General features: G+C 73.8%; 15 protein-coding genes. 9 read left to right on the top strand and 6 right to left on the bottom strand.

Annotation, left to right across the window (positions count from 1 at the left end; all coding sequences use genetic code 11):
- Nucleotides 1-54: 54 nt before the first annotated feature.
- Together ACFP6A_RS03560 and ACFP6A_RS03555 are read right to left on the bottom strand one after the other, a co-directional pair.
- Complete coding sequence (locus tag ACFP6A_RS03560) at nt 55-1,740, bottom strand: serine/threonine-protein kinase (RefSeq protein ID WP_379601604.1); 1,686 nt, start codon at nt 1,738-1,740, stop codon at nt 55-57.
- Between the two features lie 24 nt (nt 1,741-1,764).
- Nucleotides 1,765-2,193 carry a CBS domain-containing protein gene (locus ACFP6A_RS03555; RefSeq protein WP_379601603.1) on the bottom strand — a complete coding sequence of 143 codons (429 nt, stop codon included), beginning with the start codon at nt 2,191-2,193 and terminating at the stop codon, nt 1,765-1,767.
- Nucleotides 2,194-2,341: 148 nt separating this feature from the next.
- Between ACFP6A_RS03555 and ACFP6A_RS03550 the strand changes: the two genes are divergently transcribed.
- Nucleotides 2,342-3,769 carry a trehalose-6-phosphate synthase gene (locus tag ACFP6A_RS03550; protein ID WP_379601601.1) on the top strand — a complete coding sequence of 476 codons (1,428 nt, stop codon included), beginning with the start codon at nt 2,342-2,344 and terminating at the stop codon, nt 3,767-3,769.
- Nucleotides 3,766-4,527, top strand: coding sequence for a trehalose-phosphatase (gene otsB / locus ACFP6A_RS03545; protein ID WP_379601600.1), 762 nt, complete (start codon nt 3,766-3,768; stop codon nt 4,525-4,527). Before ACFP6A_RS03550 ends, otsB begins: the two co-directional genes overlap by 4 nt.
- 38 nt (nt 4,528-4,565) lie before the next feature.
- Here the strand turns inward: otsB and ACFP6A_RS03540 are convergent, their stop codons facing one another.
- Nucleotides 4,566-5,597 carry a LacI family DNA-binding transcriptional regulator gene (locus ACFP6A_RS03540; protein ID WP_379601599.1) on the bottom strand — a complete coding sequence of 344 codons (1,032 nt, stop codon included), beginning with the start codon at nt 5,595-5,597 and terminating at the stop codon, nt 4,566-4,568.
- A gap of 114 nt (nt 5,598-5,711) precedes the next feature.
- Here ACFP6A_RS03540 and ACFP6A_RS03535 point away from each other — a divergent pair, with 114 nt between their 5' ends.
- The 6 genes from ACFP6A_RS03535 to ACFP6A_RS03510 all read left to right on the top strand — a co-directional run bounded on the left by ACFP6A_RS03535 (nt 5,712) and on the right by ACFP6A_RS03510 (nt 13,990).
- Nucleotides 5,712-7,007: an extracellular solute-binding protein gene (locus ACFP6A_RS03535; protein ID WP_379601597.1), complete on the top strand. Its 1,296-nt coding sequence runs from the start codon at nt 5,712-5,714 to the stop codon at nt 7,005-7,007.
- A 91-nt stretch (nt 7,008-7,098) separates the two neighbouring features.
- A complete protein-coding gene (locus ACFP6A_RS03530; RefSeq protein WP_379601596.1) occupies nt 7,099-8,688 on the top strand; it encodes an ABC transporter permease subunit in 1,590 nt (529 codons plus the stop codon).
- A 130-nt stretch (nt 8,689-8,818) separates the two neighbouring features.
- Nucleotides 8,819-9,664, top strand: a complete 846-nt coding sequence (locus tag ACFP6A_RS03525) for a sugar ABC transporter permease (RefSeq protein ID WP_379602146.1) — start codon at nt 8,819-8,821, stop codon at nt 9,662-9,664.
- An 11-nt stretch (nt 9,665-9,675) separates the two neighbouring features.
- Nucleotides 9,676-11,589, top strand: coding sequence for a glycoside hydrolase family 13 protein (locus ACFP6A_RS03520; RefSeq protein ID WP_379601595.1), 1,914 nt, complete (start codon nt 9,676-9,678; stop codon nt 11,587-11,589).
- 51 nt (nt 11,590-11,640) lie between these two features.
- Nucleotides 11,641-12,717, top strand: coding sequence for an ABC transporter ATP-binding protein (locus tag ACFP6A_RS03515; protein WP_379601594.1), 1,077 nt, complete (start codon nt 11,641-11,643; stop codon nt 12,715-12,717).
- Nucleotides 12,718-12,721: 4 nt separating this feature from the next.
- Nucleotides 12,722-13,990 (top strand): DUF4032 domain-containing protein, encoded by a 1,269-nt coding sequence (locus ACFP6A_RS03510; RefSeq protein WP_379601592.1) that lies wholly within the window; start codon nt 12,722-12,724, stop codon nt 13,988-13,990.
- A gap of 1 nt (nt 13,991) precedes the next feature.
- On the opposite strand, the gene rlmB is transcribed toward ACFP6A_RS03510, so the two are convergent.
- Both rlmB and cysS read right to left on the bottom strand, forming a co-directional pair.
- Entirely contained in the window at nt 13,992-14,960 is a 969-nt protein-coding gene (rlmB, locus tag ACFP6A_RS03505) for a 23S rRNA (guanosine(2251)-2'-O)-methyltransferase RlmB (protein WP_379601590.1), read from the bottom strand.
- A 1-nt stretch (nt 14,961) separates the two neighbouring features.
- Nucleotides 14,962-16,404, bottom strand: a complete 1,443-nt coding sequence (gene cysS / locus ACFP6A_RS03500; RefSeq protein WP_379601588.1) for a cysteine--tRNA ligase — start codon at nt 16,402-16,404, stop codon at nt 14,962-14,964.
- Between the two features lie 90 nt (nt 16,405-16,494).
- Between cysS and ACFP6A_RS03495 the strand changes: the two genes are divergently transcribed.
- Nucleotides 16,495-17,355, top strand: a complete 861-nt coding sequence (locus ACFP6A_RS03495) for an alpha/beta fold hydrolase (protein ID WP_379601587.1) — start codon at nt 16,495-16,497, stop codon at nt 17,353-17,355.
- 43 nt (nt 17,356-17,398) lie between these two features.
- Here the strand turns inward: ACFP6A_RS03495 and ACFP6A_RS03490 are convergent, their stop codons facing one another.
- Nucleotides 17,399-19,036 (bottom strand): FAD-dependent monooxygenase, encoded by a 1,638-nt coding sequence (locus ACFP6A_RS03490; protein ID WP_379601586.1) that lies wholly within the window; start codon nt 19,034-19,036, stop codon nt 17,399-17,401.
- Nucleotides 19,037-19,038: the final 2 nt, after the last annotated feature.

Raw genomic sequence — 19,038 nt, 5'->3', positions numbered from 1 at the left:
TACGTGAGCCGGCCCGACTCGAACCCGTCCTGCGCCGTGCTCGTGACGGGTCGGTCACCGCAGTCCCAGTGGCGGACCTGGCAGCGGCGTCCAGTCGGGCTGCGCTCCACCGAGCACCACCACGACGGCGGCAACCGTGACGAGCAGGAGCAGCACGACTGCCACCTGGGAGCCGCCGCGGCCCGGAGCGACCGCCCGGACCACCGTCCGGGTGCCGCGCCGCAGGGCGGCACCCCCCGGTCCCCACCACGCGGCGACAGCAGCGGATGCGGCCCCGGCCGCCAGCGCCACCGGACTGCCAGGGGTGACGCCGGCCAGCCCGAGTCCGCCGTCACCGAGGAACCAGCCGGTGAGGAAGGCGACGGCCACGCCGAGCAGCAGGGGCAGGACGAGGGCGACGACGGCGACCCCGGTCGCGGGCACGAGGTGCCACGGGGACGCCGCCACGGCCCGGACGACGTCGGACCTCCGGGGTCCCCGCTCGTGCCGGCGCCGCAGCAGTGCGCCGTGCGCCCGGTCCACGGTGCGGGCCAGCGCAGAGCCGAGCAGGGCGGCGATGGCCGCGACAGCGGGGGCTACGGCGGCCACCGCCACCAGGGCGAGCAGTCCGGCGGCGATCGTGCCGCTGCGTCGCGGCAGGACAACCAGCGCCGGGGCAGCCAGCGGGTACGGCGGGTAACCCGGCGGCGGGTACCTGCCGGGCAGGGTCTGCTCCTGGTAGGGCGCGGGGACCGGTCCGGTGACGTCGTGGCGGGCCACCGGCTCCAGCACCGCCGTCGGCGGGACCGGGACGGCGCGGGTGCGGTCCTCGACCTGCCCGACCGGCCCGTCGTCCCAGCTCCCGTGCTCGTCCCGCGCCTCGTCGTCCCAGCTCTCGTCGTCGTCCCACGCCTCGTCGTCCCACGCCTCGTCGTCCCACGCCTCGTCGTCCGGGCCGCCCTCCCGCAGCCGCTCGACGGCCATCCGCAGCTCGGCGGGGCGGGGACGGCGCAGCGGGTCCACCTCCAGTCCGCGGCGCAGCACGTGGAGCAGACCCGCCGGCACCCCCTCCAGGTCGGCGTCGCCGCGACGCACCCGGTCGAGCACCACGTCGACCGGGCCCCGGCCGAACGGTGGCCGGCCGGTCGCGGCGAACGCCATCGTCGCCGCCCAGCCCCACCAGTCGGTGGCCGGCGTCACCGGCTCGCCGGCGACCACCTCCGGGGACAGGTAGCCCGGCGTCCCCATGACCAGCCCGGTGGAGGTCAACCGGACGTCGTCGGCGACGTGCGCGATGCCGAAGTCGATGACGACGGGCTCGCCGTCGAGCATGAGGACGTTGCCGGGCTTGAGGTCACGGTGGACGACCCCGGCCTCGTGGACGGCGGCCAGCGCCTCCCCCAGCCCGTCACCGAGGGCGGCGAGCCGCTCGGCGTCCAGCGGGCCGTGCTCGCGGACGTGGACGTCGAGCGGCGGGGCCGGCACGTACTCGGTGACGACGTACGGGGTGTCGCAGTCGACGTCGGCGTCCAGCACGGCCGCGACCCGGGGGCTGCGCACCCGGCGCAGCGTGTCCACCTCACGGGCCAGCCGTCGACGCGCCTCCGGGTCGCCGGCGACGTGGGGGCGCAGCACCTTGACGGCGACCGCCCGGCCGGCCTCGTCGAGGGCCAGGTGGACGACGCCCATCCCACCCTCGCCGATCCGGTGCACGAGCCGGTAGCGGCCCAGTCGCCCCCCGGTCGGCTCCGTCCTCGTCACCGCTCCACGGTACGGGAACGACGCTCAGCGGCTGATGTACGCCTCGAGCTGGTCGCGCTCACTCTGCAGCTCGCTCATCCGCTGCTTGACGACGTCGCCGATGCTCACGATGCCGACGAGCACCCCGTCCTCGAGGACCGGGACGTGCCGGATCCGCTGCTCGGTCATGACGGCCATGAGGTCGTCGACCGTGGCGGACGGACTGCACGTGTGGACGTCCGCGGTCATGATCTGCGACACCTCGATGTCGAGGACGCCGTCGCCGTCGGTGCTGAGCCGCCGGACGACGTCCCGCTCGCTGACGATGCCCTCGACCGTCCGTCCGTCGGTCGACACGACGAGCGCACCCACACCGCCGTCGCGGAGACGGTCGAGCAGGGTGCGCACCGACTCGGTCGGTGCGATCGTCAGCACGTCGGCGCCCTTGTGCCGCAGCACTCCGGAGATCTGCATCCCACACCGCCTCTCCCGGCCGACGCGGGGGGTGGCGCCCGCCCGGTCTCGCCGTCCGTGACCCGAACGTAGCCGTTCCCGCGGCCGAGCGGGAGGGGTCGGCCGCCGGTATGTTGACCTCGACCCAGTCGAAGGAGCTGACGTCGTCGTGCCCACTGGTAGCGAGGTCGTGCCGGACGGCTACGAGTTCGTCGTCGTCGCCAACCGGCTCCCGGTCGACCGGCAGGTCGAGGCGGACGGCACCACGTCGTGGCGGCGGTCCCCCGGCGGCCTGGTGACCGCCCTGGAGCCGGTCATGCAGAAGGCCGACGGCGCATGGGTCGGCTGGTCCGGCGCCCCCGGGGAGGCCGACGCCCCGTTCGACGCCGACGGGATGCGCCTGGTCCCGGTGCCCTTGAGCGCCGAGGAGGTCGCCGACTACTACGAGGGGTTCTCCAACGCGACGCTGTGGCCGCTCTACCACGACGTCATCGTCGCCCCGGAGTTCCACCGCGACTGGTGGGACGCCTACGTCCGGGTGAACCGGCGCTTCGCCGAGGCCGCGGCCGAGCAGGCCTCGCACGGCGCGACGGTCTGGGTGCAGGACTACCAGCTCCAGCTCGTCCCCGCGGTGCTGCGCGGGCTGCGCCCCGACCTGCGGATCGGGTTCTTCAACCACATCCCGTTCCCGCCGTTCGAGATCTTCGCCCAGCTGCCCTGGCGCCGGCAGGTCATCGAAGGGCTGCTCGGCGCGGACCTGCTGGGTTTCCAGCGGGTGCAGGACGCGAACAACTTCCTCCGGGCGGTACGCCGCACCGCCGGCCTGAGCACCCGCGGGCAGTCCGTCCGGGTCCAGGACGCCGCGGGCGAGCGCCGGGTGCGAGCGCACGCCTTCCCGATCTCCATCGACTCCGCCGGCCTGGACGCGATGGCCCGCCGGGAGGACGTCGTGCGGCGGGCAGCGGAGATCCGCGCAGAGCTCGGCTCCCCGCGCCGGATCGCCCTCGGCGTCGACCGGCTGGACTACACCAAGGGGATTCGCCACCGCCTCAAGGCCTGGGGCGAGCTGCTCGAGGACGGCAAGGTCACCCCCGAGGACAGCGTCCTGGTCCAGGTGGCGACCCCGAGCCGGGAACGGGTCGAGCACTACCGCGTGCTCCGGGACGAGATCGAGCTCACCGTGGGCCGGATCAACGGTGACCACTCCCGGCTCGGCACCCCGGCGGTGCACTACCTGCACCACTCCTACCCGCGGGAGGAGATGGCGGCGCTGTTCCTGGCCGCCGACGTCATGCTCGTGACGTCGCTGCGCGACGGGATGAACCTCGTCGCCAAGGAGTACGTCGCCTCCCGCCACGACGAGCGCGGCGTCCTGGTGCTCAGCGAGTTCACCGGCGCGGCCGACGACCTGCCGCAGGCGCTGAAGGTCAACCCGCACGACATCGACGGGCTCAAGGAGACCATCCTGCGGGCCCTGTCGATGCCGGACGCCGAGCAGGCCCGTCGGATGCGGGCCCTGCGCCGACGGGTGCTCGACCGGGACGTCGCCCGCTGGGCCGACTCGTTCCTGTCCGCGCTCCAAGGGCCCCAGCCGTGAGCGGCCTGCCGGCGGACCTCGACGCCGCCCTGCGCCGGTTCGCCGGCGCAGGGCGGGTGCTCGTCGCCCTGGACTTCGACGGCTGCCTGGCCCCCATCGTCGAGGACCCCTCGGCGGCGCGGGCGCTGCCCGGCTCGGACGCGGCGCTGCGGGCCCTCAGCCGCCGTGACGGCGTCCGGGTGGCGCTGGTCAGCGGGCGGGCGCTGGCGGACCTGCGGGCCGTCGCCGCCCCGCCACCGGAGGTCGTGCTGGTGGCCAGCCACGGTGCCGAGGTCGCCGGGGCAGACGGTCCGGAGGTGCCGGACGAGGTCCTTCGGCACGTGGTGTCCCTCCTGGAGCCGGTCGTCCTCGACCATCCCGGCACGGCCCTGGAGCACAAGCCAGCCGGGGTCGTGCTGCACACCCGCCGCGCCCCTCGGGCCGTGGCCGACGCCGCCACCGCCGCCGCGCTGCGGGCGGTCGCGGACGTCGAGGGCGCCCACGTGCTGCAGGGCAAGGAGGTCGTCGAGGTGTCGGTCGTCGAGGCCGACAAGGGCAGCGCGCTGCTCGAGCTCGCCGGCACCCTGGGGGTCGACGCGGTGCTCTACGCCGGGGACGACGTCACCGACGAGCACGCCTTCGCGGCGCTCGCCCGCCGGGGGGTCGACGCCGACGTGACCGTCAAGGTCGGCGAGGGCGACACCGCCGCCAGGTACCGGGTGGACGGTCCCGCGGCCGTCACCGGGGTGCTCGAGCGGCTGCTCACCCTGCGCGGCTGATCCCCGCCGCTGCCCCGCCGTCCGGTCAGTCGTGCCGGTCAGTCGTGCCGGCCGGCCGTGCGGCGCGGCGCGGCGCCGGTCGAGGACCGCACGACCAGCTCCGGACGGAACACGTACTCCGCCCGGGGCGCGGGCACCCCGGTGATCTCGTCGAGCAGGGCCCGGACCGCCGCGGTGCCCATCGCCTGCACCGACTGCCGGATCGTCGTCAGCGGCGGGTCGGTGAAGGCGACGAGCATCGAGTCGTCGTACCCGACGACGGACACGTCACCGGGCACGCTCAGGCCCCGCTCGCGGACGGCTCGGATCGCCCCGAGCGCCATGAGGTCCGAGCCGCAGATCACCGCGGTGCACCCGGCGTCCACCAGCCGGCCGGCGGCCGCGGCACCCCCCTCGACGCTGAACAGCGTGTACTCGACGAGCCGGTCGACGTCGTCCGTGCCGACGTGCGTGCTCATCGCCGCCCGGAACCCGGTCACCTTGCGGATCACCGGCACGTACCGCGACGGGCCCAGCGCCAGCCCGATCTCGCGGTGCCCGAGGGAGACGAGGTGGGAGACGGCCAGGTCCATCGAGGCCACGTCGTCGTTGGAGATGAAGGGGGCGTCGACGCCCTCGGCGTAGCCGTTGACCAGCACGATCGGCAGCCCGCGCTCGCGCAGCCTGGTGTACCGGCTGGTGTCGGCGGTGGTGTCGGCGTGCAGGCCGGAGACGAACACGATGCCGGAGACCCCCCGCTCCAGCAGCATCTGGGTGTAGTCGTCCTCGTGCACCCCACCGGGCGTCTGGGTGCACAGCACCGGAGTGAAACCGTGCTGCGCCAGCGAGTTCTCGATCACCTGGGCGAACGCCGGGAAGATCGGGTTCTCCAGCTCGGGGACGATGAGCCCCACCAGCCCGGCGCTCTTGAGCCGAAGCCGTGAGGGCCGCTCGTAGCCGAGGACGTCCAGGGCGGTGAGGACCGCCTGCCGCGTGCTGTCCGCCACCCCCGGCTTGGCGTTGAGCACCCGGCTGACCGTGGCCTCGCTGACCCCGGCGTGAGCGGCGATGTCCGCCAGACGCGCTCTCATGTGGCGCACGCTACAGCACGCTTGCGAAAACTTGCAGAAAGACCCTTGCGGAGTCCATGAAAGACCTTGCTACAGTCCGGGCACCATCCACACCCTTCGCGAGGAGATCCCGATATGCGTAGGACCGCACGATCCCTGGCCCTGACGGCCGGGTTCGCCGTGCTCGTCTCCGCCTGTGGCGGCGGCGAGACGACCGATCCGGAGGCCACGGACACCGGGGCCGCCACCGACACGGCGACCGAGACCGCCGCCCCGGAGAGCACGGAGACCGAGGGCGCCCCGACCCGGGCGGACGCCGACCTCGTCATCTGGGCCGACGAGAACCGCGCGAACGCGCTGCAGGCCACCGCCGAGCAGTTCGGCGCCGACAACGGGATCACCGTCGCGGTCCAGACCGTGGCCACCGACCTGCAGACGAACTTCGTCACCGCCAACACCGCCGGCAACGGCCCCGACGTCGTCATCGGCGCGCACGACTGGATCGGCAACCTCGTCCAGAACGGCGCCATCGACCCGCTGCCGCTGTCCGAGGCCGACCAGGCCCGGTACGCCGAGGTCGCCATCAAGGGCGTCACCTTCGACGGCCAGGTCTACGGGCTGCCCTACGCGGTGGAGTCCATCGCGCTGTACCGCAACACCGACCTCGTCGCCGAGGCTCCGCAGACCATCGAGGAGCTGGTCCAGCTCGCCAACGAGTCCGGCGCCGAGAACCCGCTGTGCCTGCAGGTCGGCGAGAACGGCGACGCCTACCACATGCAGCCGCTGTACACCTCCGCCGGCGGCTACCTCTTCGGCGAGACCCCCGAGGGCGACCCGGACCCGACCGACGTGGGCGTCGGCAAGGAGGGCTCCATCGTCGCCGCGGAGAAGATCGGCGAGCTCGGCGCCCAGGGCGTGCTGAAGACCTCCATCACCGGGGACAACTCCATCGCGCTGTTCACGGAGGCCGCCTGCCCGTTCCTCGTCTCCGGGCCGTGGGCGCTCGGTGACATCAACACCGCCGGGATCAGCTACGAGATCACCCCGATCCCGGGCTTCGAGGGCATGGAGCCGGCGCGGGCCTTCACCGGCGTCCAGGCGTTCTACGTCGCGAGCAAGGGGGCCAACAAGGCCTTCGCGCAGGAGTTCGTGCTCAACGCCGCGAACACCCCGGAGACCATGCGAGCACTGTTCGACGCCGAGCCGCGCCCGCCGGCGATGACCGAGGTCCTCGAGGCCGTCGCACCCGAGAACCCGGACGTCGCGGCGTTCGCCGAGGCCGCCGACGCCGGCCAGATCCTCCCGGCCATCCCGCAGATGGCCGCCATCTGGGAGCCGCTGGGCAAGGCGGAGGCCGCCATCGTCGGCGGCGCCGACCCGGCCAGCACCATGCAGACCGCCGGCGAGACGATCGCCGCAGCGCTGCAGTGACCGACCCCCGCCCCGCCCGCGGCGCCTCGGCCCGCGGGCGGGGCGGGTCCACCCTCACCCCTGCCAGCAGGCCGACGACGTGGAGGACCCGGTGAGCTCGCTCCAGGACGTCCCCAGACGACCCGGTCGACCGGAGCGCTCCGTCGGGGTCGCCGCAATCCTCGTCAAGCTGCTCGGGCTCGGCCTCGTCGTCGCGCTCGTCCTCAGCGTGACACCGGCGCTGCTCGCCGCCGAGGACTACGCGATCCTCGTCGCGATGTGGGTGGCGGCCGGGGCGCTCGTCGCCGTCTACGGCACCACCAGGCTCATCCCGCTGAAGTACCTGCTGCCGGGAACGCTCTTCCTCCTGGCGTTCATCGTCTACCCGATCATCAGCACGTTCGCGATCTCCTTCACGAACTTCGGCGACGGCAAGCGGACGTCGAAGGAGGAGTCGATCACCCAGATCATCGGCCGGTCGGTCCAGCAGCTGCCGGACTCCCCGACGTACACGCTGACCGTCGGCACCACCGGCTCCCCGACCGAGGGGCCGTTCACGTTCTTCCTCGTCGACGACGCCGACGGCTCGCTGTACCGCGGCACCGCAGAGGGCCTGGAGCCGCTCGAGGAGGACGAGGTGACCGTCACCGACGGCCGGATCACCGAGGCCCCCGGCTTCACGATGCTGGACGCCCGGCAGGTCAACGACGCCGGGCCGCTGATCCAGGACTACACGGTGCCGACCGAGGACGGGGCGATCCGCCCGCTCGGCATCGGTCGGGCGTTCGAGGGCACGACGATCCTGCAGTACGACGAGGACGCCGACGCGATCACCGACACGTCCACCGGGCGCACCTACCCGGTGGCGATGGTCGGCGACTCGGAGTACTTCGTCGACCCGGAGACCGGCCGGCCCGCCTTCTCCCAGAGCTGGCAGCAGAACGTCGGACTGGCCAACTACGAACGCGTGCTGACCAACCCCACCATCCGGGCCGACTTCGTCCGCATCTTCCTGTGGACCCTGGCGGTGGCCGTCCTGTCCGTCGCCACGACGTTCGCGCTCGGGCTGTTCCTCGCCGTCGTCCTCAACGACCCGCGCGTGCGGGGCCGGCGTCTCTACCGGTCGATCCTGCTGCTGCCCTACGCGATCCCCGCGTTCATCTCCCTGCTGGTGTGGGCGAGCTTCTACAACCGCGACTTCGGCCTCATCAACGACATCCTCCCGGGCAACCCGAACTGGCTCGGTGACCCCTGGCTGGCGAAGGTCGCCGTCCTGCTGACGAACCTGTGGCTGGGGTTCCCGTACATGCTCGTGGTGAGCACCGGCGCCCTGCAGGCCATCCCGGCCGAGCTCAAGGAGGCCGCCGCCATCGACGGGGCGAGCGGCTTCACCGCCTTCCGCCGGATCACCTTCCCGCTGCTGCTGGTCGCCGTCGGCCCCCTGCTCGTCGCCTCCTTCGCCTTCAACTTCAACAACTTCAACCTCATCCAGCTGCTCACCGAGGGTGGACCGTTCCCCGCGGACAACCCGCAGGCCGGTCACACCGACATCCTCATCAGCTACACCTACCGGCTGGCCTTCGGCGCCGGGGGCGCCCAGTTCGGCTTCGCCGCCGCGGTGTCCGTCGTCCTGTTCGTCCTGACCGCCGTCATCGCGACCATCCAGTTCCGGTACACCCGGGTGCTGGAGTCGGTGAGCTGAGGAGCCCGTCATGACCTACACCCCTCAGCCGCTCGGATCCGCACCGGGAGAGAACGTCGAGCCCCAGGACGCCGGGCTCGCCTCGACCGAGCGGACCCGCCGCACCTACGAGGAGCCCAGGCCGCGCGGGATGCGCTGGTGGCGGGAGATCGGCTGGCGGCACGTCGTCGGGCTGGCCGCCGTCGCCTTCGCCGCGTTCCCGGTGCTCTACGTCGTCTCGGCATCGGTGAACCCGCTCGGCACCATCGGCACCACCGGCCTCGTCCCCACCCGCTTCGGCCTGGACAACTACGCCGAGCTGCTCAGCGGGGACCGGGGCCCCTTCCTCACCTGGTACGTCAACACCCTCGTGCTGTGCGCCGTGGTGACGGTCGGCCAGGTCCTCGCCAGCGCCCTGGCCGCCTACGCGTTCTCCCGGTTCCGCTTCCGCGGCCGGCGCGGCGGTCTGCTGACCATCCTGCTCATCCAGATGTTCCCGCAGTTCCTCGCGATCGTCGCACTGTTCAACCTGTTCAGCCGGCTCGGGGAGGCGATCCCGCAGATCGGGCTGAACACCCTCGCCGGCTACGGGCTCATCCTCATGGGCGGTGCGATGGGCCAGGTCTGGCTCATCAAGGGCTTCTTCGACTCCATCCCCCGGGACCTCGACGAGGCGGCCATCATCGACGGCGCCACGCACACCCAGGTCTACTTCCGGATCATCCTGCCGCTCGTGCGCCCGATCCTCGCCGTGACCGGGCTGCTCGCCTTCGTCGGTGCGATCAACGAGTTCATCATCGCGAGCATCTTCCTCACCGACGACAGCGTGAAGACCCTCGCCGTCGGCCTCTACGGCATCATCGACGGCGACCGGAGCAACAACCTCGGCGTGTTCGCCGCCGGCGCGGTGCTCACCGCGCTGCCGGTCGTGCTGCTGTTCCAGTACCTGCAGAAGTACATCGTCGGCGGGCTGACGGCCGGCTCGGTGAAGGGCTGACGACCAACGCCATGGGCCGCCACAGCGACCGCTCCGCCCACCTGCTCGACCTGCCGCACCACGACGGCTCTGCGCTGTACGTCACCGACGACGCCCCGGCGCCAGGCTCCACCGTCACCGTGCGGCTGCGGGTGCCGCACGCCCACCGGGCCCGGCACGTCGTCGTCCGCCAGCTCCGCGACGGCGAGCCGCTGCTCGTGCCGGCCGAGGTGGAGAGCGCGGACGACGTCCAGACCTGGTGGCGGGCCGACCTCACCGCGCACAACCCGCTGACGGCGTACCGGTTCTTCCTGCACGGCGAGGACGGCGGCTACCGGTGGCTCGACGCCGCCGGACTGCACGAGCGCGACGTCACCGACGCACACTCCTTTCGGGTGACGACCCATCCGGGCCCGCCGTCCTGGGTGCAGGACGCCGTGGTCTACCAGGTGTTTCCCGACCGGTTCGCCCGCTCCGGCGTCCACCACGACACCCCGCCGTGGGCGGAGCCCGCCGACTGGGACGACGACGTCGTCCACCGCGGGCCGCACGTGCAGCGGCAGTGGTTCGGCGGTGACCTGGCTGGCGTCGAACACCACCTCGACCACCTCGTCGACCTCGGCGTCACCGTGCTGTACCTGACGCCGTTCTTCGAGGGCCGGTCGAACCACCGCTACGACGCGGTCACCTTCGACCGGGTCGCCCCCGAGCTCGGCGGCCAGCAGGCGCTGGTGTCGCTGGTGCGAGCGGCCCACGCCCGCGGGCTGCGCGTCCTCGGCGACCTCACGACGAACCACACCGGCGCGGGCCACGAGTGGTTCCGCCGCGCGGTCGCCGACCCCGGCAGCGAGGAGGCCGGGTACTACCTCTTCCGCCACCACCCGGACGACTACGTCAGCTGGCTGGACGTCCCCAGCCTGCCCAAGCTCGACCACCGCAGCGCCGCCCTGCGGCGCCGGCTCACCGACGGACCCGACTCGGTGGTGGCCCGCTGGCTGCGCGACCCGGTGGCCCTCGACGGCTGGCGCATCGACGTCGCGAACATGACCGGCCGGTACGCCGACGTCGACCTGGCTCACGAGGTGGCCCGCACGGTGCGGGCCACGATGGCCGCCGTCGAGGCGCAGACCGGCCGTCCCACCTGGCTGCTCGCCGAGCACGGCCACGACGCCTCCGCGGACCTCGCCGGGGACGGCTGGCACGGCACGATGGCCTACTCCGCGTTCACCCGGCCGGTCTGGGCGTGGCTGACCGAGCCCGGGCACGGCCTCACCTTCCTCGGGCTGCCGGTCGAGGTCCCCAGCCTGCCCGCCACCGCGGTGGCCGCGACCGTGCGGGACTTCGTCGCCTCGATCCCCTGGCGGTCGCTGGCCGCGTCCTCGACCGCGCTGGGGTCCCACGACACGCCGCGGATCCGGACGGTGGTCGGCGGCGGGACGGCGGGGGGCCTGGGCGCCGGCCGGGCAGGACGCGACCGGCACCTCGTCGCGCTCGCCCTGCTCGTCGGGATGCCCGGGGTCCCGATGGTGTTCGCCGGCGACGAGATCGGGCTGACCGGCGTGGACGGCGAGCACTCTCGCACCCCCTTCCCCTGGCACCGGCGGACGGAGTGGGACGAACCGACCCTGCGGGCCTACCGGACGTGGCTGGGGCTGCGCCGCGACCACGTGGCCCTGCGTCGCGGCGGGCTGCGCTGGGTGCACGTGGGCGCCGACTCGATGACGTTCCTGCGCGAGCACGCCGACGGCTCGGTGCTGGTCCACGCCGCCCGTGCCCGGCACGACCGGGTCCGCGTCCCGCTGCGCGCCCTCGGCGTCACGGACATCGGGGACGTGCGGACCCTTGCCGGAGCGGACGTCGTCGGAGAGGATGCCAGCACGCTGGCCCTGCCGGACGACGGTCCGGCCGCGCACGCGTACCTGCTCCCGCCGGCCGGCGGGGGCTAGACCCCTCACGACGGATCGTCCGGCACGTACCTGCCGGTGAGAGGACACACGATGGCCACAGTCACGTTCGACAAGGCGACCCGGGTCTACCCCGGCGCCGACGAGCCCGCGGTCGACCAGCTCGACCTGCAGATCGCCGACGGCGAGTTCCTCGTCCTCGTCGGCCCCTCGGGGTGCGGCAAGTCCACCTCGCTGCGGATGCTCGCCGGGCTGGAGGAGGTGAACGAGGGGCGCATCCTCATCGGCGACCGGGACGTCACCAACGTCCAGCCGAAGGACCGGGACATCGCCATGGTCTTCCAGAACTACGCGCTGTACCCGCACATGACCGTGGCCGACAACATGGGCTTCGCCCTGAAGATCGCCGGGGTGAAGAAGGACGAGATCCGCCGGCGGGTCGTGGAGGCCGCGAAGATCCTCGACCTCGAGCCGTACCTCGACCGCAAGCCCAAGGCGCTCTCCGGCGGGCAGCGGCAGCGCGTCGCGATGGGCCGGGCCATCGTCCGCCAGCCCCAGGTGTTCCTCATGGACGAGCCGCTGTCGAACCTCGACGCCAAGCTGCGGGTGCAGACCCGCACCCAGATCGCGCAGCTGCAGCGCCGCCTCGGCGTCACCACCGTCTACGTCACCCACGACCAGGTCGAGGCGATGACGATGGGCGACCGGGTCGCGGTGCTCAAGGACGGCGTGCTGCAGCAGGTCGGCGCCCCCCGGCACCTGTACGACCACCCGGACAACGTCTTCGTGGCCGGCTTCATCGGCTCACCGGCGATGAACCTGCTCGAGCTCAAGGCCGTCGACGGCGGCGTGGAGTTCGGCGACACCACGTTCCCGGTCGCCCGCGAGGTGCTCAGCCAGGCCGGGGCGGGCCAGGTCACCGTCGGCGTCCGCCCCGAGGACCTCGAGCTGGCCGACCGCGGCCTGGCCGTCCAGGTCGACGTCGTCGAGGAGCTCGGCGCCGACGCCTACGTCTACGGCCGGACGACGATCGCCGGCGACGAGTACGAGATCATCGCCCGGGTCGACGGCCGGCAGCCCCCGGCCAAGGGCGACATGGTGCACTTCCAGCCCAAGGAGGGGCACGTGCACCTGTTCTCCACCGTGGACGGGCGCCGGCTCGGCGACTGACCCGGTGCCTCTGGACATCACCGCCGCGGCCCCGGACCCGGAGCTGCTCGACCTGCCGTGGGAGCTCCCGCTGGAGGAGTGGCCGTCGGACCGACTGGCGGCCCTCCCCCGCGGGATCTCCCGGCACGTCGTCCGGTTCGTGCGGGTCAGCGGCCACGTCGTCGCCGTCAAGGAGATCACCGAGGCCTACGCCCGCCGGGAGTACGCCCTGCTGCGCACCCTGCGCCGGCTGGGACTGCCCACGGTCGAGCCGATCGGGGTCATCGCCGGCCGGCAGGACGCCGCCGGCCGGCCGCTGGAGTCGGCGCTGCTCACCCAGCACCTGCAGTTCTCCCTGCCCTACCGGGCGCTGTTCAGCCAGACGCTGCGCCCGGAGACGGCGACCCGGCTCGTGGACGCGCTCGCGGTGCTGCTCGTCCGGCTGCACCTCAGCGGCTTCTTCTGGGGCGACGTGTCGCTGTCGAACACCCTGTTCCGCCGGGACGCCGGCGCGTTCGCCGCCTACCTCGTCGACGCCGAGACCGGTGAGCTGCACGACACCCTCTCCACCGGCCAGCGTGAGCACGACCTCGAGGTGGGGCGGGTCAACATCGCCGGGGAGCTGCTGGACCTCGCCGCCGGGGAGCGGCTGGACCCGGCCGTCGACCCGGTGGACACCTCGGAGGTCATCGTCCACCGCTACCGCGAGCTGTGGGCGGAGCTCACCGAGCCGGAGTCCTTCGAGCGCGGCGAGCGCTGGCGGGTGGCCGCCCGGATCGCCCGGCTCAACGACCTCGGCTTCGACGTCGGCGAGCTCGCCATCTCCACCGACGTCACCGGGACGACGGTCCGGATCGAGCCGAAGGTCGTCGACGCCGGGCACCACTCGCGCCGGCTGCTGCGACTCACCGGGCTCGACGTCCAGGAGAACCAGGCCCGCAGGCTGCTCAACGACCTCGACGCCTTCCGCGCCGCCACCGACCGGCAGGGCGACGACGAGGAGATCGTCGCCCACGAGTGGCTCACCACCGTGTTCGAACCGGTCGTGCGGGCCGTGCCGCGCGAGCTGCGCGGCAAGCTCGAGCCGGCCGAGGTGTTCCACGAGGTGCTCGAGCACCGCTGGTACGAGTCGGAGCGGGCCGGGCACGACATCCCCCTCGCCGAGGCGGTGCGCAGCTACGTCGAGAAGGTGCTGCGGCACAAGCCGGACGAGGCCGCGGTGCTCGGTGTCGACACCCAGGCGCTGCCCGTCGTCGCCGGCGGTCCGCCGCCGGGCGACGGGGAGGACGGCTGAGTCAGCCGCGGTCGCGGTGCCGGGCGATCTCGTACAGCGCGATCCCGGCGGCGACCCCGGCGTTGAGCGACTCGGTCGCGCCGGACATCGGGATGCGGGCCACGACGTCGCACGTCTCGCGGACCAGCCGGGACAGGCCGGCGCCCTCGGCGCCGACGACGAGCACGACCGGGCCGTCGGCGACCGGCACCTGCGGCAGCGGGGTGTCGCCCCCGGCGTCCAGCCCGACGACGAAGCAGCCGGCCCGCTGGTAGCCCTGCAGCGCCCGGGTCAGGTTCGTCACCCGGGCGACCGGCACGCGTGCCGCCGCCCCGGCGGACGTCTTCCACGCCGACGCGGTCATCCCGGCGGCCCGCCGCTCGGGGACGACGACCCCGTGCCCGCCGAACGCGGCCGCGGAGCGGACGACGGCGCCGAGGTTGCGGGGGTCGGTGACCCCGTCGAGGGCGACCAGCAGCGGGACCTCACCGGCCGCCCGGGCGGCCTCGAGCAGCCCGTCGGCGTCGGCGTACTCGTACGGCGGCACCTGCAGGGCGAGCCCCTGGTGGACCGCGCCGTCGGTGAGCCGGTCCAGCTCGGCGCGGGAGGCCTCGAGCACCGGCAGCCCCCGGTCGGCGGCCAGCCGCAGCGCCTCGCGCACCCGGTCGTCGGCGTCCACCCGGTGGGCGACGTAGAGGGCGACCGTGGGCACCTCGTGCCGCAGCGCCTCGACGACGGAGTTGCGTCCCGCGATCGTCTCCGGTGCCCCGGGTGCGCCGCCGCGCCGCGGTGACCCCGACCGCTGGGTCGCCGCCCGCCGCTCGGCGGCCTTCTTCCGCTGGTGCGCGACGTGGTACTCCCGGTCCTCGGCCTTCGGGGTGGGCCCCTTGCCCTCCAGGGCGCGGCGGCCGCGGCCGCCGCTGCCGACCGTGGCGCCCTTCTTGGACCCCGGACGGCGCACGGCCCCCGGTCGACGCGAGTTTCCGGCCATGTCAGCTCTCCTCGTGGTGGCGGGCGAGCGACCAGCGCGCCCCGTCCGGGGTGTCCTCGACCGCGATCCCGGCCGCGGCCAGCTGGTCGCGGATGGCGTCGGCGGTGGTGAAGTCACGGGCCGCCCGCGCCGCGGCGCGGGCCTCCAGCCGGTCCCGGACGAGGGCGTCCAGGGCAGCGAGCGCGGGGGTCGGGCCGGCCGCGGTGCCGGCGCCGGCCCAGTGCGGGTCCTGCGGGTCGATGCCGAGCACGCCGGTCATCGCGGTCACCTCGGCCCACGCCCGGTGCGCGGCCGCGGTGTCCCCGGCGTCCAGCGCGCTGTTGCCCCGCCGCACGGTGTCGTGGACGACGGCGAGCGCCCCGGCCACGTTGAGGTCGTCGTCCATCGCCGCGCGGAAGGCGTCCGGCCACGAGGCCGGCTGCCCGGCGGCGGCGTCGGCCCCGGCTGGGCGCGCCCGGCCGAGGAAGCCCTCGATCCGCTCGACGGCGGCCTCGGCCTCGCGCAGCGAGTCGGACGTGTACTCGATCGTCGAGCGGTAGTGCGCCTGGCCCAGGTAGTACCGGAGCACGAGCGGCCGGGTGCGCCGCAGCACCTCCGGCACCAGCAGCGAGTTGCCGAGCGACTTGCTCATCTTCTCGCCGCCGATGGTGACCCAGGCGTTGTGCAGCCAGTACCGGGCGAAACCGAAGCCGGCCGCACGGGACTGCGCCTGCTCGTTCTCGTGGTGGGGGAAGCGCAGGTCCACCCCGCCGGCGTGGATGTCGAAGGTGTCGCCGAGGTACCGGCGGGCCATCGCCGAGCACTCCAGGTGCCATCCCGGTCGCCCCCGGCCGTACGGCGTCGGCCAGGACGCGGTGACCGGCTCGCTCGGCTTCCACCCCTTCCACAGCGCGAAGTCCCGCGGGTCCCGCTTGCCCCGCGGGTCGGCGTCCTCGGCCGGTGCCATGTCCTGCGGCCGCTGGTGGGTGAGCGCCCCGTAGTCGGGGAACGAACCCACGTCGAAGTAGACGTCACCGGAGCCGTCCTCGGCGACGTAGGCGTGACCGCGCGCAAGCAGCAGCTCGACGAGCTCGAGCATCTCGGTGATGTGCCCGGTGGCGCGCGGCTCGTACGTCGGCCGGCGGACGCCGAGCGCGTCGTACGCCTCGGTGAACGCCACCTCGTGCCGGTAGGCCCACGCCCACCACGGCACGCCGGCCTCGGCGGAGCGGGCGAGGATCTTGTCGTCGATGTCGGTGACGTTGCGGATGAACGTCACCCGGTACCCGTGGCCGGCCTCCAGCCAGCGCCACAGGACGTCGAACGCGACACCGGAGCGGATGTGGCCGATGTGCGGCGGGGCCTGCACCGTCGCCCCGCACAGGTAGACACCGACCTCGCCCGCGGTCAGCGGGACCAGCTCGCGGACCTCCCGGGTGGCGGTGTCGAACAGGCGCAGGCTCACCGGCCACAGGCTACCGGCCGGCAGCACGGGCCCTGCGGCCCTGGGACAGGCCGCCGGTGGGCGTCGTAACCTGTCCGCAGGAGGTGGGCGATGCCTTCTGGTCCGGCCGCCACCGGGCACGAGCCGGTGCGAGTGTCCCTGCACGGGCGGGAGATCAGCTACCTGGACGTCGGGCAGGGTCCGGTCGTCGTCTTCGTCCACGGGCTGCTCGGCTCGCACCGCAACTGGCTGCACCTCGTCGACGACCTGGCCGCGACCCGCAGGGTCATCGCACCGGACCTGTTCGGCCACGGCGCCTCCTCCAAGCAGCGCGGGGACTACTCGCTCGGCGCGCACGCCGCGGCGCTGCGGGACCTGCTGGACCACCTGCGGATCGGCTCGGTGACGCTCGTCGGCCACTCCCTCGGCGGCGGCATCAGCCTGCAGCTGGCCTACCTGTTCCCCGAGCGGGTGGATCGGCTCGTGCTGGTCTCCAGCGGTGGCCTGGGACGCGAGCTCGGTCTCCTGCTGCGGGCGCCTGCGCTGCCCGGCGCGGAACTCGTCATGCCACTGGTGGCCTCGACGTGGGTGCGTCGCGGCGGCCAGTCGATCGGACGCGGTCTGGTCCGGCTGGGGCGGGATCCGGGTCACGACGTCAACGAGGCGTGGCGCGGCTTCCTGCAGCTCGGTGACGCGGAGAGCCGCCAGGCGTTCATCACCACCGTCCGCTCGGTCATCGACCCTGGTGGGCAGATGGTCTCCGCGGACGACCGGCTCTCCCGCATCACCGTGCCGGTGCTCGTCGTGTGGGGCGGGCGCGACCGGCTGATCCCGATGTGGCACGGGGCTCGTGCCGCGCAGCGGATCCCCGGCAGCAGGCTGGAGGTCTTCGAGAACGCCGGGCACTTCCCCCACCTGGACGACCCGGAGCGTTTCGCCCGGGTGCTGCGGGAGTTCATCGAGGCCGGCTGACCGGGTGCGCGCGGAGGCCGGCCACGGGTCCGCCCGCCACCGGTCAGCCGAGCGCCAGCACCCGGCGGACGGCGTCCGCCAGCTCGGCCGGTGCCCGGACGCACGCGGCGACGTGCGCGTCCGGGCGGACCAGCCAGATCTCGTCGTCCGCTGCCCGCAGCGCCTGGCTCAGCACGCCGCGGGGATCGACCGCCGTCAGCGCCAGCACGCGCACCGGCAGGCCGGGCGGTGCCACGTCGCGCACCGCGTCGGCGCACGCGGTCTGGTCGGCCGCCGGACCGGTGAGCACGAGCAGACCGCGCCGGCAGAGCTCCCGCACCCGGGTGACGCCGGGGTCCTCGGGGTCGGCCGCGGGCCCGTCCGGCAGGACGACGCCCGGGACCGGTTCGGGGGCGCGTCCCCGCTGCGGGCGGCCCGGCCACGGGCGGTGCGGGCACGGGGTGGTGAGCGGCGAGGACACGTACCAGAACGGCTCGGCGAGCCGGCCGGAGTCGACGTCGCGGGCGGCGGCCGGGTCGTGCACGGCGGCCTCGAGCACCTCGATCCGGCGCCGGTACGCCTGCGGGGTCTGCGGGACGAGGAAGTCCATGGTCCGGGAGGTGACCTCGAGGTTCTCGTCCGCCGCCGCGCCCCGCTCGATCTCGTAGGAGTCGAGGAGCGCCTGGCCGGCCCAGCCGCGGAGCACGAACGCCAGCTTCCACGCGGCGTTCTCGGCGTCCCCGACTCCGGAGTTCAGCCCGCGCGCGCCGAACGGCGCGACGAGGTGGGCGACGTCCCCGGCGAGCAGCACCCGCCCGACGCGCAGCCGGTCGGCTCGGCGGGCGTGGAACCGGTACACCGAGCTCCACACGACCTCGTAGTCCTGGTCGCCGATGACCTGGCGGATCCGGCGGTCCAGGGAGCCGTCCGCGCGGGCGGCGTCGAGGTCGAAGCCTGGTTCGACCTGCCAGTCGATCCGGTACACCGAGTCCGGGCACGGGTGGATGAGGACCTGGCGGCCGGGGTTCCACGGCGGGTCGAAGTAGAACCGGCGCTCGTTCTCCCAGCCCGGCAGCTCGGCGCGGATGTCGCAGATGAGGAAGGCGTCGTCGAACGAGCGGCCGTCGAAGTCGACGCCGAGCGCAGCGCGCAGCGCGCCGCCCCTGGCTCCGGCGCAGGCCACCGCCCAGGCGGCCCGGACGGTCACCTCGCCGTCGTCGGTCCGGCAGCCCAGGTGCACCCCGGCGTCCGAGGACTCGACCGTCACGACCTCGTGCCCCCAGCGGACGTCGATGAGCGGCTGGGCGGCGATGAGCTCGTCGAGCACCTCCTCGGTGCGCGCCTGGGAGATGTTGACGAACGCCGGCAGCGGCGAGCTGCCGGGGTCCTCCAGCTCGATGCTGAACAGCTCGCGGTCGCGGTAGAAGGTGCGGGCGACGGACCAGGTGACGCCTTCCTGCGCGATCCGGCCGGCGCCGCAGGACGCCCAGACGTCGAGGACGTCGCGCTGCTGGCAGATGGCCTTGCTGCCGACCGCGTCACGTTCGCGGCGCGCGTCCAGCAGGACGACGGGCACGCCCCAGCGGGCGAGCAGCAGCGCGGTGGTCTGGCCGACCGGGCCGTTGCCGACGACGGCGACGGGCTCGGTCGGCGGCAGCGCAGGGGTGCCCCGCGGGTCGGCCGCGGCCGGGGCAGTCGTCATCC

It is taken from the genome of Quadrisphaera sp. GCM10027208 (assembly GCF_042658805.1).
GTDB lineage: Bacteria > Actinomycetota > Actinomycetes > Actinomycetales > SCSIO-59966 > SCSIO-59966.
The sequence above is the reverse complement of the archived record's forward strand: the minus strand, read 5'-3'. Positions and strand labels throughout refer to the sequence as shown.